We start from the raw sequence: 14280 nt of genomic DNA on the forward strand, positions 1-14280 counted from the left end.
CACCCATGTTCGACATCATGAAGCGAGACGTCTTGGGCCGCCTCGGCCGCATGAAGACGGCGCGCGGGACGGTCACCACACCGACGCTTCTCCCGGTCATCAATCCGAACAAGCCCACGATCCCCGTTTCGGAGATGAAGCGCCGCTTCGGCGTCGAGATGGTGATCACGAATTCATACATCATCAGGAAATCGCACCCTCTCACGGAGGCCGCGTTGAAACGCGGAGTCGCGGCAGCGATCGGTTTCGACGGCCCGGTGATGACTGATAGCGGCACGTTCCAAAGCTACATCTACGGCGACGTCGAGGTGGACAACAGGACCATCGTGGGTTTCCAGCGCGACATCCGAAGCGACATCGGCACGACGCTCGACATCTTCACGCTGCCAGATACGCCGCTCGACGAGGCGCGGCGGCAGATGGAGGAGACGTTGAAGAGGGCGGAGGAGGGCGCTTCCCTCAAGGGCGAGATGCTTCTCGCGGCGACCGTCCAAGGCGGCACCCACCCGGAGCTACGCGCCGAATGCGCGCGGCGGCTTCAAACGATCGTGGCGGACGTACACCCGATCGGCGGCGTCGTGCCCATGATGGAGGCCCAACGCTATCGGGAACTCGTCCAGGCGATAATCGCGTCAAAGCGCGAACTCGACCCGTCCCGCCCGGTGCATCTATTCGGCGCGGGCCACCCGATGATGCTTCCCATGGCCGTGCTTCTTGGGTGCGACCTCTTCGATTCCGCGGCTTACGCGAAATACGCGGAGGACGACCGCCTCATATTCTCCGACGGGACCCATCATCTGGAGGATCTCGAGGAGTTGGCTTGCAGTTGCACTACTTGTGCCTCGACGACGCCGGCAGCGTTGAAGCGCATGCCCAAAGACGAGCGCACTCGTCTCCTCGCGGAGCACAACCTGCACGTCACGATGAGTGAGGTGCGCGGTGTCCGCCAAGCGATACGGGAGGGGCGCCTCTGGGAGCTCGCGGAGGAACGCGCCCGTGTCCACCCGTCGCTTCTGTCAGGATTTCGCGAGATACGCAAGCACGCCGATTGGCTTGCCGACGAATCGCCGCGCCGCTGGAAGGGGTCGTTCCTTTACGTGGGCCCCGATTCGCTCCACCGGCCGGAAGCGAGACTCTACCGTCGACGCCTCATGGAGGAATTCGATACCCGAGGCCGGACCGAGATGCTTCTCCTTCCCCGGCGCACGACCCCGTACACAAAGCATTTCGGAGGTCTTGTCGCCAATCTCGATTGGACCAAGACCATCCCCGCCGTACAGACGATGTTCGGCCCCGTCCCGCTCGAACTCGACGAGACCTTCCCCCTCGCCCAATGCGCCGAGCCAGACGAGCTCGAATACGAGGCGGCGGAAGGCGCATGGAACGTCCTCACGGAATTCTCGCCGAAGCGCGGCGTGGCCGTGGGACGCTACGATGAGGAACGCGATGGTCATCTCCTATCAGGCACATACGCGGAAAGCGACGCCTTCGACACGTTGAGGCTCAAAGCCGTCGCCGACATGCAGTTGGGGCGAGGCGCGGGCGAGGCGATGTTCGCGGGGGCCCTTCGGATCGTGCGCTCCAAGAACACAGGGAAGATCAGGAACGTCTACGACGGGGCGGAATTCATCGCATCGGTACGCGCGGCCGACGGGTTCCTGAACCTCCACCTCGCGGGAGCGCAACGCCTCATCAAGCGTTTTCCCCCGTCCGCGAATCGGATCATGGTGAACGCGGACAGCGTGGAGTTCAACGAGAAGGGGAAGAGCGTCTTCGCGCATTTCGTGACGGGCATAGACCCGGGCCTTGCGCCGGGCGATGAGGTCATCGTCGTCGGACCCGGGGATCGGCTTGTCGCGGTGGGCGAGTTGACGTTGAGCCCGCGCGAATTAAGGTTTTTCAAGAAAGGCATGGCGGTGAAGGTGCGAGAGGGCGCTGCCCAATCGAACCCCGGCGCCGAGGAAGACGTGTGATCGCGACGGGACCCGCCGACGATTGCAGCGTCATTGGGTTTCCCAGCCGACAGGTCGACACCCGGATCCACAAGGCCTTTTGCAGACAATCTCGGGACCGTGTTTCAGGCCGAGCGCACGATCGCGTCAGCCCAATCAAGTATCCGCCTCGCACGCTTCCGCGCGATCTCTGCGTCCGGGCGGTCGATGAGCCTCGCATCGTACGCGACGATGTTCTTCATCTCAAGGACGCGAGCGGCCGCCTTGATGGTCGCGGTAAGGCCGTCTACCTTCGTCTGTCGCACAAGGTCCAAGACGTCGCGATGATCCTCGCCGCGCGACCGCAATCCGAGCCGTGCGGTCGTGACCGCGTCGAAGGCCGAGATGACGCAATGCTCGGCCCCGAGCCCAACGCCGTCCCAGTCGCCCGCTTCCCAAGCGAAGTCCATGAGCCGGGCGAATTCATGGGCCTTCTTTAGATACCCGCCGGCAACGGCCGGAGAGACGGTCTCTGTCCTCATTTCGTCCGGTCAAGTAACACCACTCCTTCCCTTTCGACATTGACCAATAGGGTTGGCCGATTCTTTCGGCGCGCCTCCTCGGCGGAATAGACGATGGGCGCGAGGCTGTTCCCGAAAGAACGCGACACGCGCTCGAGCAGGCGATCAAGCCTTTGGCGAACGGCCTCGACCGATCGCTCGTCCCGGGCGATGACGAGGAGATCGATGTCGCTTCCGGCCCGCTCGTCCCCTCGTGCCACGGACCCAAAAAGCACGGCCTTGATGACGCGCTCGTCGGGCCCCAGCTCCCTTACGATCTCGGTGCAGAGCGCCTTCAAGGTGCCTTCCTCTGCCAAGAAGGCGGCCCGCAGCGGCTTCGTGAGATAATGCGCGCCCTTCCACTTCCAGACCTGGGCCCGGCCCACGACGCGCCTCTCCACGAGTCCATTGTCCTCGAAGCGGCGCAACTCCCGGATCGCGTTCGCGGGCGACGTCTTGGATCTAATGGCGACCTCCCGGCCCGTGAATTCGCTTCCCACGTTGCCGACGAGGAGGCGCGCGACGCGTAGCGCCGTGCGGTTCACGAGTATGCCGTCAAGCGAGGAATGGAAACGCATGTTTCGAAATCGAAACATATAGGAAGGAATCGGAACATAAGCTTTTCTCCGCCCCGGCGCGTAGCGGGCGCTCACAGGCTCGACATGTCGACCCCCTCGCCTACGCCCGCAATCCACGGTCGAGGTAGATCACGCTAGGCGGCACCGGGATCGTCCGGAGCACGTCTCGACACGTCCTGACCGGGGATGATCTCCTAGTGGAAGAAACAGTCTCGAACGACCACCTTGGAAAGATACGCAGCGGTTTCCTTGAGATGGGGACCATCCCCAAGCACGGGGATCCCGAGCGGGTAAAGCGCGTCCTCGCAGGGCTCGAAAGGGCGAAGCGGGACGAAGGTTGGTTGTCTGAGGCCGGGAATTAGGGCGTTTCGCCACCAGACAGGCTACAACGCCACGCCCTAGGGGTTTCCGCCTTCTTTCAACGCCTTCTCGACCCGCTCCGCCATCTTCGGCCGGAGGCTTACGAAGATCCCGCCTTCGGCCGAACCTGCGAACGAGTGTTCTCCTTTGAGAATTATCTTGCCAAGCACCGGGTGCGCGATGTCGAGGTGCATCTCGGCGCTTTTGCCATCCGTGTCAGGGTAGTGGATCGACACTTCGGCCCCCTTGAGGACCTCGCGCCGACCGGTCGCCTCGACTCCCTCCTTCTTGCCGGCGGGTGCGGCGTCTCCCATACTAGGCGGCCCCGTTCTTCAAGTCGCCGAGTGTCACGCTTCTCTCGGCAAACGCATTGTGCTTGTGGATCGATTCCTCGCTCTCGCAGCGTGCCACAAGGATCGTGTCGTCGGGAAGGTGACCGTGTTTCTTCGCGAACTCCGTGAGCACCTCACGGACGATGTCCTCGACGAACAGGGGTCTCCCGTGGGCCTGAAGGACAAGCTTAGCTTCGTCCCCGCGCTTCAACACTTCGAACGTGGGCGCCGATTGGCAGCTTTCCACAAGTTCGATGAGTTCGTCCGCATCAATCGCGTCCAACTGATGCGTCTCCACTTCGAGTGTCGTGCGGTTGCGCTGATTATGCGTCGGACCCGGCGCTTCCTTCGGCATCTTGCGCGTCTCGGGCCACGCCTCGCCCATGAGCTCACGCACCGTCTGCATGGCGCATGGGCACGCGTTCATCCCCACGACCTCCACGCCGATGGTTCTCCACGTCTTTTTTCCGCGGATAGCCACCGCCCGGGCGCCAAGGGCGTAGGGTTCGTAGAGCGAGAGGCCGGAGGGGTTGCGGCGTTTCATGAAATAATCCGTGAGCATCCGTACTTCGGCGACCGTCGCGTAGCCGTGTTTCTGGAGAAGGTCTTCGGCGATCGCACCCGCGAGGCCTTCGAGGCTCTGCGAGGGGTCGCGAACGAGTTTTTCGAGGGTCTCGTTCACCGCCTCGAGGTTACGCGACATGTGTATGCCGCGTTGGGTCCCCGGAAGGTCCACGAAGGCGTCGATGGTCGGCGTGAAGACCGTGTAGTCGCGTTTTCCCGGCCGAAGCACCCGCACGAGTTTCTTGACCCCTGTGACGCCGACACGGGTCAGTTTCAACTCGTGGTTCGCTCGTAGCGCTTGGACGTCCGGAAGGAGGACCATGGGGACAGGCCTCTATTAGCGACGTCTCCTTTAGACTTTCGGGGGGAAGTCACCCCGAAACAACCGCGACGACCCGTGCCCCGACGGGTGGCCGACCCCGACGGACCGGGCACAAACCCTATAAACCGCGTCCCTTGTTGGCGACTCGTGCAACTTCGGATCGACGGTTGGCGTAGCGGCGTGCGCTTCGCTGCGTCCCACATCATCCCCCGGCACGAGACGTGCGGGCGACTCCACGGGCACACATACGCGCTCCACGTGATGCTCGAAGGCGAGCCGGGGCCCGACGGCTTCATCATGGACTTCAACATCGTGAAGGCGGCGCTACGGCGCGTCGCCGATTCCCTCGACCACAAACTCCTCCTACCGGCCCTCGACAGGACGATGCCGGTGACGAAGGCGGGCGGATCCCTAAGTTTCGAGATAGGGGAGAAGAAGTACATGGTCCCGGCCGCCGACGTGGAACTGCTTCCGATCCCGCGCTCGTCGGCCGAGAACCTCTCCGGCTTCGTGCTTGAGTCGCTGCTCAAGGAAGTCGACTTCCCCTCGAATGTGAAGCGCGTCGAGGTGGGTGTCGACGAGGGTTACGGAAAAGGGGCTTTCTCGGGTCGGTCGCTCCATTGAGTGTTGCGGTCTGTCTCGTTTCCGGCGGCCTCGATTCCACGGTGGCTGCGGCGATCGCCAAGGCCGAAGGCTTCACACTCCACGGGCTCACGATCGATTATGGTCAGCGCCATCGAAGGGAGATCGAGGCGGCGCGGCAAGTCGCGAAGAAGCTGGGTTTCCTCGGACACATCACGGTAAGGGTCGACCTTTCGGCATTCGGCGGCTCGGCGCTCACTGACCGGAAGATGAAGGTCCCAAGAGGGCGCTCGGCCCGCGAAATGTCCTCCGACATCCCCGTCACGTACGTCCCGGCGAGGAACACGGTGATGCTCTCGATCGCGCTTGCGTATGCCGAGGTGATCGAGGCGGAGGCCATTTTCATCGGCGCCAACGCGATAGATTACTCTGGGTACCCGGATTGCCGCCCCGAGTACATGGAAAGTTTCGAACGGATGGCCGGCCTCGCGACCAAACGCGGGGTGGGCGGAGAAGCGACGAAGATCCGCGCGCCGCTCATACACTTGACTAAGGCCGCGATCGTGGAGTTGGGGACAAAACTCGGGGCGCCGCTCGACCTGACGTGGAGTTGTTACCTGGGGGGGAAACGGCCGTGCGGGACCTGCGATTCCTGCATTCTCCGCGCGAAAGGGTTCGAGGAGGCGGAACTCGCGGACCCGGCGTTGAAGAGCACAGCGCGGGGAAAAAAAGGCGGACGAGCCGGCTCAAGCAATAAGGAAAGGGGGCGCCTGCCCGGACGTAGGCTTGGCGGAGCGCGAAGGCCAGGAGGGCGCTGACGTGGACACCATCATCGCGGCCCAAGGCCTCGGTAAGCGCTACAGGTCCGGCGAACTTTCGGTAAGCGCCCTCGACGAAGTGAATCTCAAGGTCGAGAAGGGCGAGATGGTCGCTATCATGGGGCCGTCCGGCTGTGGCAAGACCACGTTACTGAACTGCCTTGCCGGCCTCGATGACCCAACAAGCGGCAGAGTCGAGCTTGAAGGACGGGACCTGTCCAAGATGAGCGACGACGAGCGCACGGGTTATCGCGCGAGGCGCATCGGCTTCGTCTTCCAGGCGTTCAACCTTCTCCCCGTCCTTACGGCCGTCGAGAACGTGGAGCTGCCGCTTCTCGTCACCGGCACGGCCGCGCGCGATTCGCGCCGTCGTGCAGAGGAGGCGTTGGCGCTCGTCGGCCTCGCCGCGCGTGTCAACAACCGCCCCAAGGAGCTTTCCGGCGGTGAGCAGCAGCGGGTGGCGATCGCAAGGAGCATCGTGAACAGGCCCGCCATGGTCTTTGCCGACGAACCCACAGGAAACCTCGACGGGAAGACGGGGGCCGAGGTCCTCGATATACTCAGGCGTTTCCACCGGGAGAACGGGGAGACGTTCGTCGTGGTGACGCACGATCCAGGGATCGCACGGATGGCGGATCGCGTCGTCCAGATGGACTCGGGCCGTGTCGTCGGCGAGGAAAGGAACGGTAGATAGGGGTGGCGCCGCCCGCCTTCGAAGAGGGGTGAGCGTGGCAGGCGAAGACACCGTGCTTCTCATCGCGGCCCTCGCAGGCGTCGGCGCGACACTTCTCATGGCGTTGAGGCGCCCCGTCCTTACCCGCCTCGGCTTGAGGAACTTCGGTCGGCGTCGCGGCGAGACGGTAATCGTGATCCTCGGGCTCATGATAGGGACGGCCATCATCAGCAGTTCGCTTGTGACGGGCGACTCGACTAGTCACGGGATACGGAAGAACGTCTACGACGGCCTCGGCGAGATCGACGAGGTCGTGGCCATCAGCGGGAATTTCTACTTCCCTCAATCGGCGTTCTCGGCGCTGGCAGCGGACCCGGCCCTCCAAGGGAAGATCGATGCCGCATCGCCGATGATACTGCAATCCGTCGCCGTCACGTTGGACCGGACGGGCCAATCCGAATCCGTGGTCGACCTGCAGGCGTTCGACCCCGTCCTCGACCGGCCCTTCGGAGGCTTCGAGGCGCAAGGCACTACGAGATACGGGGACGAGTTGGCAACCGGCGGAGTCTACATCAACGAGCGCCTCGCAAACGCGCTCGACGCCCAAGAGGGCGACACGCTGTCCGTCTCGTACGGGCGGGCCTCCTCGCCGCTCATCCCCGTGCTTTTCAACTTCAGCGGAAACCTCGTGTTGGCGACAGGGACCACGGGCCCCGACGGGAATCCGTCGTACACGCACGCCCCGAACGACGAGTACACCTTCGGTTTCGACGTTGGACGCGACGCAGCCGCGATCTCCGTCATCCTCGCTTGGCCCCCGCAAGCGGCCACCGACCTCGACCTCGAACTCCTCGCCCCGGGCGGGTCAAGGGTCATCAATGGAAACGGGACGGCCACGGCGCCAGACCTTCCCGTGGTCCTCAACGTCTCCGGGCCCGTGAGGCAGGGGGACTGGTCTGCGAACGTCCACGCGAAGTCGGCGCGTAACCAACCCTTCGTCCTGCGCGTCCTCGTCTTCTACGAGGTCTACGATTTCGAGACGGCCAAACGCATGGTCGACGACCTTCGCCGCGAAGCCGGAGGGGAGGCGGAGCGCGTCGAGGAGGCGCTTAGACAGGGACCGACGAGCGAGAAGAGGAACGTAACCATCACACGGATCGTGGAGGACAAGGGCAAGGGGAACCAGTTCATCTCGCCGAGCGTCTTCATGCGCCTCGACGACGCGCAGACGATGCTTTTGCAGGCGGGGAGGATCAACCTCATCAAGGTGACCAACCCCGGAGGCGTCGAGGAAGGCGCGACCACCTCGACTGCGGCCGCTTCGGCGCTGAACGCGAGTCTCGAAACCATGAAGGCCGCCGACGCGTCGCCCGCCGTGAAGAGCCTGCGTGTCGTGACCCTCAAGGCCAATTACCTGGCCGCGGCCGATCGTGCCGGAGAACTCTTCTCACAGCTGCTCACGCTGCTCGGCTCCTTCACCATCCTCGCCGGCCTCATGCTCATAGTGAACATCTTCGTGATGCTGTCCGAGGAGAGGAAGACCGAGCTCGGCATCTCGCGCGCTATCGGCCTCAAACAAGGCGACCTCGTCCTCATGCTCCTTACCGAAGGGCTCGTCTACGCGGTCGCGGCGGCCGCGGTCGGCACCATCGTAGGCCTCGGCCTCTCTTACGCGCTTCTCCAGGCGTTCAATGGCATATGGGCGTCGAACATCTCGCTTACTATCCCCTTCCACCCCCGTCTCGAAAGCATGGTCCTTGCGTTCGCCGCGGGCATCCTGATGAGCATCGCAGCAATACTCTTCACCGCGACCAGGGTTTCGCGGTTGAACGTCGTCAGGGCGATCCGCCAACTCGACGATCCGCCCGGGAAAAGCGGCCCGAACACGTTCCTCCTCGGAGTCACGCTTGCGGCGTGCGGCGCGGGCGTGACCGTGTACGGCGTCGTAGCGAACGCGTTCTCGTCCAAGGTCATCGGTCCGCCGGTGGCGTTATTCGGTCTCCTTCTTTCGGCGGGGCGTTTCACTGCGGACAAGCGCGCCGTCCCTTTGATGGCGGCCGCCATCTTCGCCTACACCCTTTGGACCGTCTTTTCCGTTCCGCCGGCCGGCGGCGTCGAGGGCATCGCCATGGGGCCGGCCCGCGGGCTGGTTCTCGTTCTCTCCGCGACGGCCCTCATAGTCTCGGGACGTACGCCTTTGGAGGCTCTTGCAAGGCCGCTTCTTCGAAGCCGCCGCGATCTTCCCGTGGTCAGGGTCGCTTCATCCTACCCCCTCCAGAAACGCTTCCGGACGGGGCTCACGGTCGCGATGTTCGCGCTCGTCATCCTCGTCGTCATGCTCTTCTCGATCCTCTTCTCGGTCCTGACGCCGGATCTCAAGGAGCAGTCAGGGGGGTACGACGTCCTAGCGACCTCCACCGTCCCCACCGACGACCTGGCGGCGCATCTACGGGGCGCGGGCGGCGACGCGACGGTGTTTCAAGGCGTGTCGAGTGTGACGAACACTCTCTACGCGGACGTCCCCGGTGGCACCCTCATCACCATTTCCGGAAAGCCGGTCCGTTATCGCGGCCCCCCCGAGGACCGCGTCTACGGTGTGGACGCAGCGTTTCGCGACACCGCCGATTTCTCGTACGAGGAGATCCTCCCCGGCTACGCCTCGCAGCGTGAAGTGCACGACGCCTTGGTATCGCGAATGGATGTCATCGTCATCTCCCGCATCTACACGTTCGATGAGAACAACCAACCGGGCGGCCACCACGTCGGGGAGATCTTGACGATGGACCTTCCCGGCGGGGCCCGCAATTTCACCGTCATCGGCATACAGTCCCAGGTCTACTACCAAGGCGTCTTCGTCGGCAAGGACGCGTTGAAACGTGATTTCAACCAACTCCACGGCCAGTACCTGATGAAGGTGGCCTCCGGAGTGGACGCGAAGGCGAAGGCAAAGGACCTCGAAGCCGCCTTCAAGGACATCGGCCTCGACGCCGTCTCGATCGACGAGGACGTGGCAAACTACATCGCAGAGACGCGCCAACTCTACACGCTCTTCCAGGTCTACTTGGGGCTCGGCCTCGTCGTCGGGGTCGCAAGCCTCGGAGTCGTCACGGCCCGCGCCGTCATCGAACGACGGCAGGAGATGGGGATGCTGCGCGCGATCGGCTTCACCCGCAAGATGATCCAGAAGGCGTTCGTGATGGAGGCCGTCCTCTCGACGTCGCTCGGGATATTCGCCGGCCTTCTCATCGGGATCGTGGTCGCTTACGGCGTCTACGAGCAGAGCCTGAAGCAATTGGGTATCGCGTTCTCACTACCAGTCGTAGACATGGCGTTCATCCTCGTCGTCGCATACGTCGCGACGTTCATCACCACGTACTGGCCGGCGCGTGGAGCATCGAGGATAAGCCCCGCAGAGGCCATCAGGTACATCGAATAGGGCACGCCCGCTTTCCGCGACGCGACGGCGCGGCAGACGAACTGCGTCAACGGACGGCGTGTCCAAAGAAGAGAGGCAGAGGGCCGGACACGAGTGCCCGGCCCGGATGGGTCCTTTGGTTGTAGGTGCCTTGAGACCCGCTCAAGCCGTTACTATCGTTGATTTGACGGCCACGACGGTCGCCGTGGGGGACATCGCGCCTTCGTCCTTGTGCATCATCTGGAGGAGAACGCCCATCTTCTCGCGGCACGGGCAGAGGAACGCGTTCTTCCCGTCGCGCTCTTCGACGATGAGCCCGGACTTCACGAGTTTCTTCAGATGCCAGTTGATGGTCGTCGTCGAGACGCCCATGGCGTTCGCGATCTCGGCCCGGTACGACCACGGGTGCTCGCTGATGAAGTTCAGTAGACGCATCGCCTGCGGGTCGCGTCCGATCGCCACCAGGTCGCGTTCGTCGCGCGACACCTCGCCGCCGTTCTGGTAATAGAGACGGTTGTGGCCGTCGCCCGATTCGACGACCATGCCCTCGGTCATCAGGCGGCGCAGGTGGTACATCACGGTCGTGTAACCGATGCCGGCTAGGGCGCTTATCCCGTTCGCGGTGATGCCCGTGCGTCCGGTCACGATGTCGAAGACGGCCTTGCGCGTCTTGTTCTCGAGGCTCGCAGCCCCCCGCATCCGATGGTATAGGACGAAAACGGGCGCGAAGACGAGTACGCCTACGGCGGCGACCATCGCGAGGTCGGCGCGCTGCTCGGTCGAACGGATCGTCGGCGCTACGTTCGATTGGGTGCGCCGGATGGAATTGGAGGCGATCGGTCGATCGACCTCGCCGGCCTCGAACCTGCTCTTTGGTTTGGTGGGAGTCGACTCCGACGAGACGGAGGTCGGGGCTTGGGAGGTGTACCCCGCGGTGTCGTCGACGTTCGCGAGGCTCATCAGGCGATCCATGCCCGCGCCGGACGTGTCGTCGAACGTGATGAGGTTCCAGTCCTCGGCGCCCGCCATGGAGAAGTCCCTCGGTTGCATGTAGATCGACGCTATTGCCCTCGGAGTCTCGGGGTCGAACCCGGTCGCGGGCCCGGAATCGACGATCACCGCATGGTACATCGGCTCGAAGACGACTGCATCTTCGACCGCCTCGTCGTTCGCTTCGACGATCGTGTCCACTTCTTCGCCCGGGACCATCTCGGGCATGATGACGAATCCGAGGAGGCGGTCGTCGCCGATCGTGGTGCCGTCACGTGTTCCCACCTCGGCCCCTAGAACGAGTTCCGGGTCGCCTGCCGTAGCTCCTGCCGCGATGAACGTGATGACGAAAGCCCCGAAGAGGGCGAGGAAGTTCGTGCTGACCTTCATCAGCTCACTCTCCCGTCGATGGTCCATTCGCCGACCGAAGGGGTCGCCGCCGAACCGGTCACGCGGACCGATCCGGTGAAAGCGCCAGTGGCACGCGCGGAACAACCGAGAACGGGCGCCGTAGTGGCGCCGATGAGGACTGTACACGTCTGCGAGGACGTTCCATCAATCGTGACCGTAAGTTTGCCGGTAAAACCCATTCGATAGACGGCCCACACACGAACGCTCGCCTCTAGGTCCTCGCCCGGCCCTTGGAAATACCGTTCGCATGAGGTCTCCGTGGGCGCCAGCTGGTATTCGCCGGTCTCCGGATCGCCGCAGGGGTTGCTTGCGGGCGGGAAACCGCTTGTCCCATTGATCGTCCCGTCGTAGACGAGGACCGAGACGTAATCGCCGGCTGCGACCGCCGGAGTCGAGGGGACGAGCGCGGCTGCGACCAGCACGTTCAGCAACAGGATCTTCGAGACGTTGATCGGCATGCAAGGCCGCGAACCGGCCCCGCGGGCCACGACGGAACGGTGTGATGTCATTGGCAGCACCTACGCCCATGCCTCTCCGGGGAACGGTATTTGAGCGTTCTTGAACGGCGAATCGTCGGGCAGGGGTGTGTTGTAGAACACCTCTGGCCCATGACAAGGCGTGCGCGCCCATGGGGGGCGCAAGGTGCCCGGTCGCGGGGAAAACGGCCCGTCACCGCCGGGAGAGGCGCCCCGCCACCCCCGGTTCTGTCTCTTTTCGGGGGTTGGCAGACGGTCTTTCAAGGTTGTCACAATTCGGGGGGCGTCTATTTGCGACTGGGGGCCCCCATGTTGGTTTTGAGCCATAGTTGGACGGCTTCGGTGAAGGCTTCGCTGATGTTGCCTTTCTTCATGCCTTTCCGCTTGTAGATTGCCTCTCGAAACTCGGTTTCCAAGTCCGAAGGCAGCACGATGTTCATTCGCACGGTACCCGGCTCCTGTTTCTCTTTCCCCATCAACCAGTAAGAAGCAACTCCCCGAATATAAAGTTATACACACATGCACAAAACTCAAGTATGTGGGTGTATATGCAGACATGCACGGAAGTAGCGCATGACTGAGAATGCGACTCTTGACCGATGGCTGGATCAGCGAACCCCGGCACTCGCGATTGTGGCCCGAGGGGACCAAGTACGCAAACTCCGGCAAAACTTGTTCCTCGTGAAGAGCCAGAGCACGCCCGATAAGACCTATGTGGTTCAACTCCAAGCCGACAAGTGGGCCTGTGAATGCGCCCACCACATGGACACCGGACGAGACTGCATCCACATTCTCGCTGTCCAATTCAAACAGAATATCCGCGAAGCTTTGGAACCCATCGCCACGAGACCAGCCTGTGACCGTTGCGTGGTCATCAATGTAGTAGCTGATGGATGGCGGCACAACAAGACGGGGAGCGTCAAGCGGTGGCTCTGTAAGACTTGCGGCCACAAATTCACAGGCATGGAGGGGTTTCACAAGCGCCGCGCTGACCCAGAGAAGATCGCCCTCGCCTTGGACCTCTATTTCCGCGGCTTGTCCTTGCGGAAGATCGCCGACCACATCAGGCAAGTCCATGGCCTCAAACTCAGCCCCATGACGATCTACCGGTGGATTATCCACTACGCCAACCTCGCTGCCCGGTGGATGGATGAGCAGGGAGCCACCACGGGCCAGCGGTGGCACATGGATGAAACCATGGTGAACGTAGACGGAAAACTCCACTACCTGTGGAACGTCATGGATAGTGACAGCCGCTTCCTTCTTGCCACGCACATCAGCAAGAATCGTAGCATGGCCAACACTCGCGCTCCACTCAAGAAGGCAAAGGCCGCGACTCCCGACCGCCCCCAAGAAGTCTACACGGACGGCATGAACGCCTACCCCCACGCGGTCACGCGCGAACTCGGATACGGGAAGCACCATCGAGTCCCAAGCATCAAGGCCCGCGAGAGTAACAATCGCATCGAACGATTCCATGGGACCGAGAAAGAACGCGCGAAGGTCATGCGCGCCTTCGACAACAGCAAAGGCGCAGCCCACATCGCCGAGGGTTTCCGAGTTCACTACAACATGGTCCGAAGCCACCAAACCCTCGGCAAGACGCCCGCAGAAGCCGCCGGAATGGAGCCCATGGATGGCTTCAAATGGAGACGAATACTCGATGCGGCTCTCCATACCACAAGTGGCAAGGTTTCCAAATAGGTGTGCGCTCATCGACGGCCCTCACATCTTTGGAAGCGACGCCAAAGGCGGTGGCTAAAGATGCTCCAAATCTTCATAGGCTCCGTGTTCCTATTCTTCGCAGGGGCGTAGAAAAATTGGCGAATACGGAAGCCGTTGATTTGTAAGCGCAGTACGATGTACAATTCGCCATCACCCAAGACCTCAATCTGCCCATGGGGTAACGTTTTTGGATTCTCGCGTTCGCTGTGGATAGACCACAACGCCGCTTGGTTACCGATGTTCTTGGCGATTCGTAGATCCCAATCCAGCCGGTCCCAGACGGAAACCACGTGCTGCCTTCCATCATTGGTCAGCAACTTGGCACTGATGTGCTGAATATCGAGTGGTTGCTGATTCTCGACATTCTCAGTAATGGACACAAGATGAGATGTTTCAACGAATCTGGGACAAAAAGGTCTTCTGATTTCTGAACGGTTCCCACCCCGCTGACCAAGCGGGAAGGGAACACGAATGGAAAACGAACAGAAGCGGAAATGGACAGCGCGCGAGAAGATGGAGATCGTCCTCGAAGGCCTCCAAAAC

Annotated in this window: 15 protein-coding genes; 7 read left to right on the forward strand and 8 right to left on the reverse strand. The window is 62.5% G+C overall.

Annotation, left to right across the window (positions count from 1 at the left end; translation table 11 throughout):
* Window positions 1-5: 5 nt before the first annotated feature.
* Complete coding sequence (tgtA, locus tag HY556_05075) at window positions 6-1973, forward strand: tRNA guanosine(15) transglycosylase TgtA (GenBank protein ID MBI4393158.1); 1968 nt, start codon at window positions 6-8, stop codon at window positions 1971-1973.
* Between the two features lie 104 nt (window positions 1974-2077).
* Here the strand turns inward: tgtA and HY556_05080 are convergent, their stop codons facing one another.
* Together HY556_05080 and HY556_05085 are read right to left on the reverse strand one after the other, a co-directional pair.
* A complete protein-coding gene (locus tag HY556_05080; GenBank protein ID MBI4393159.1) occupies window positions 2078-2473 on the reverse strand; it encodes a hypothetical protein in 396 nt (131 codons plus the stop codon).
* Window positions 2470-3087 carry a nucleotidyltransferase domain-containing protein gene (locus tag HY556_05085; GenBank protein ID MBI4393160.1) on the reverse strand — a complete coding sequence of 206 codons (618 nt, stop codon included), beginning with the start codon at window positions 3085-3087 and terminating at the stop codon, window positions 2470-2472. Before HY556_05085 ends, HY556_05080 begins: the two co-directional genes overlap by 4 nt.
* Before the next feature lie 179 nt (window positions 3088-3266).
* Here HY556_05085 and HY556_05090 point away from each other — a divergent pair, with 179 nt between their 5' ends.
* Window positions 3267-3431 (forward strand): hypothetical protein, encoded by a 165-nt coding sequence (locus tag HY556_05090; protein MBI4393161.1) that lies wholly within the window; start codon window positions 3267-3269, stop codon window positions 3429-3431.
* Between the two features lie 36 nt (window positions 3432-3467).
* Here the strand turns inward: HY556_05090 and HY556_05095 are convergent, their stop codons facing one another.
* Entirely contained in the window at window positions 3468-3743 is a 276-nt protein-coding gene (locus HY556_05095; protein MBI4393162.1) for a hypothetical protein, read from the reverse strand.
* A gap of 1 nt (window position 3744) precedes the next feature.
* Window positions 3745-4647 (reverse strand): GTP cyclohydrolase I FolE2, encoded by a 903-nt coding sequence (locus HY556_05100; GenBank protein ID MBI4393163.1) that lies wholly within the window; start codon window positions 4645-4647, stop codon window positions 3745-3747.
* A 147-nt stretch (window positions 4648-4794) separates the two neighbouring features.
* On the opposite strand from HY556_05100, the gene HY556_05105 reads away from it, so the two are divergent.
* From HY556_05105 to HY556_05120, 4 genes are read left to right on the forward strand one after another with little or no spacing between them, the layout of a single operon-like run.
* Window positions 4795-5271, forward strand: coding sequence for a 6-carboxytetrahydropterin synthase (locus HY556_05105; protein MBI4393164.1), 477 nt, complete (start codon window positions 4795-4797; stop codon window positions 5269-5271).
* A complete protein-coding gene (gene queC / locus HY556_05110; protein ID MBI4393165.1) occupies window positions 5268-6047 on the forward strand; it encodes a 7-cyano-7-deazaguanine synthase QueC in 780 nt (259 codons plus the stop codon). The genes HY556_05105 and queC overlap by 4 nt, the downstream gene beginning before the upstream one ends.
* On the forward strand, window positions 6016-6741 hold the full coding sequence (locus HY556_05115; GenBank protein ID MBI4393166.1) for an ABC transporter ATP-binding protein: 726 nt from the start codon (window positions 6016-6018) through the stop codon (window positions 6739-6741). The genes queC and HY556_05115 overlap by 32 nt, the downstream gene beginning before the upstream one ends.
* 34 nt (window positions 6742-6775) lie before the next feature.
* On the forward strand, window positions 6776-10156 hold the full coding sequence (locus HY556_05120) for an FtsX-like permease family protein (protein MBI4393167.1): 3381 nt from the start codon (window positions 6776-6778) through the stop codon (window positions 10154-10156).
* Between the two features lie 141 nt (window positions 10157-10297).
* Here the strand turns inward: HY556_05120 and HY556_05125 are convergent, their stop codons facing one another.
* The 3 genes from HY556_05125 to HY556_05135 form a co-directional block, all read right to left on the reverse strand.
* A complete protein-coding gene (locus HY556_05125) occupies window positions 10298-11515 on the reverse strand; it encodes a winged helix-turn-helix transcriptional regulator (GenBank protein MBI4393168.1) in 1218 nt (405 codons plus the stop codon).
* Entirely contained in the window at window positions 11515-12054 is a 540-nt protein-coding gene (locus tag HY556_05130; GenBank protein MBI4393169.1) for a hypothetical protein, read from the reverse strand. Before HY556_05130 ends, HY556_05125 begins: the two co-directional genes overlap by 1 nt.
* 245 nt (window positions 12055-12299) lie before the next feature.
* Window positions 12300-12488 carry a hypothetical protein gene (locus HY556_05135; GenBank protein MBI4393170.1) on the reverse strand — a complete coding sequence of 63 codons (189 nt, stop codon included), beginning with the start codon at window positions 12486-12488 and terminating at the stop codon, window positions 12300-12302.
* 97 nt (window positions 12489-12585) lie between these two features.
* Here HY556_05135 and HY556_05140 point away from each other — a divergent pair, with 97 nt between their 5' ends.
* Entirely contained in the window at window positions 12586-13716 is a 1131-nt protein-coding gene (locus HY556_05140; protein MBI4393171.1) for an IS6 family transposase, read from the forward strand.
* Window positions 13717-13724: 8 nt separating this feature from the next.
* Here the strand turns inward: HY556_05140 and HY556_05145 are convergent, their stop codons facing one another.
* The gene (locus tag HY556_05145) at window positions 13725-14117 is read right to left on the reverse strand and encodes a hypothetical protein (protein ID MBI4393172.1); all 393 of its coding nucleotides are present in this window, start codon (window positions 14115-14117) and stop codon (window positions 13725-13727) included.
* Window positions 14118-14280 lie beyond the last annotated feature (163 nt).

Source organism: Euryarchaeota archaeon, from assembly GCA_016207515.1.
GTDB lineage: Archaea > Thermoplasmatota > SW-10-69-26 > JACQPN01 > JACQPN01 > JACQPN01.

Bases quoted from the DNA above. Each gene is read 5' to 3' on its own strand.
- HY556_05135 (MBI4393170.1), bottom strand. From the start codon at position 12,488: ATGGGGAAAGAGAAACAGGAGCCGGGTACCGTGCGAATGAACATCGTG.
- HY556_05095 (MBI4393162.1), bottom strand. From the start codon at position 3,743: ATGGGAGACGCCGCACCCGCCGGCAAGAAGGAGGGAGTCGAGGCGACC.
- HY556_05125 (MBI4393168.1), bottom strand. From the start codon at position 11,515: ATGAAGGTCAGCACGAACTTCCTCGCCCTCTTCGGGGCTTTCGTCATC.
- HY556_05140 (MBI4393171.1), top strand. From the start codon at position 12,586: ATGACTGAGAATGCGACTCTTGACCGATGGCTGGATCAGCGAACCCCG.
- HY556_05085 (MBI4393160.1), bottom strand. From the start codon at position 3,087: ATGTTTCGATTTCGAAACATGCGTTTCCATTCCTCGCTTGACGGCATA.
- tgtA (MBI4393158.1), top strand. From the start codon at position 6: ATGTTCGACATCATGAAGCGAGACGTCTTGGGCCGCCTCGGCCGCATG.
- HY556_05080 (MBI4393159.1), bottom strand. From the start codon at position 2,473: ATGAGGACAGAGACCGTCTCTCCGGCCGTTGCCGGCGGGTATCTAAAG.
- HY556_05100 (MBI4393163.1), bottom strand. From the start codon at position 4,647: ATGGTCCTCCTTCCGGACGTCCAAGCGCTACGAGCGAACCACGAGTTG.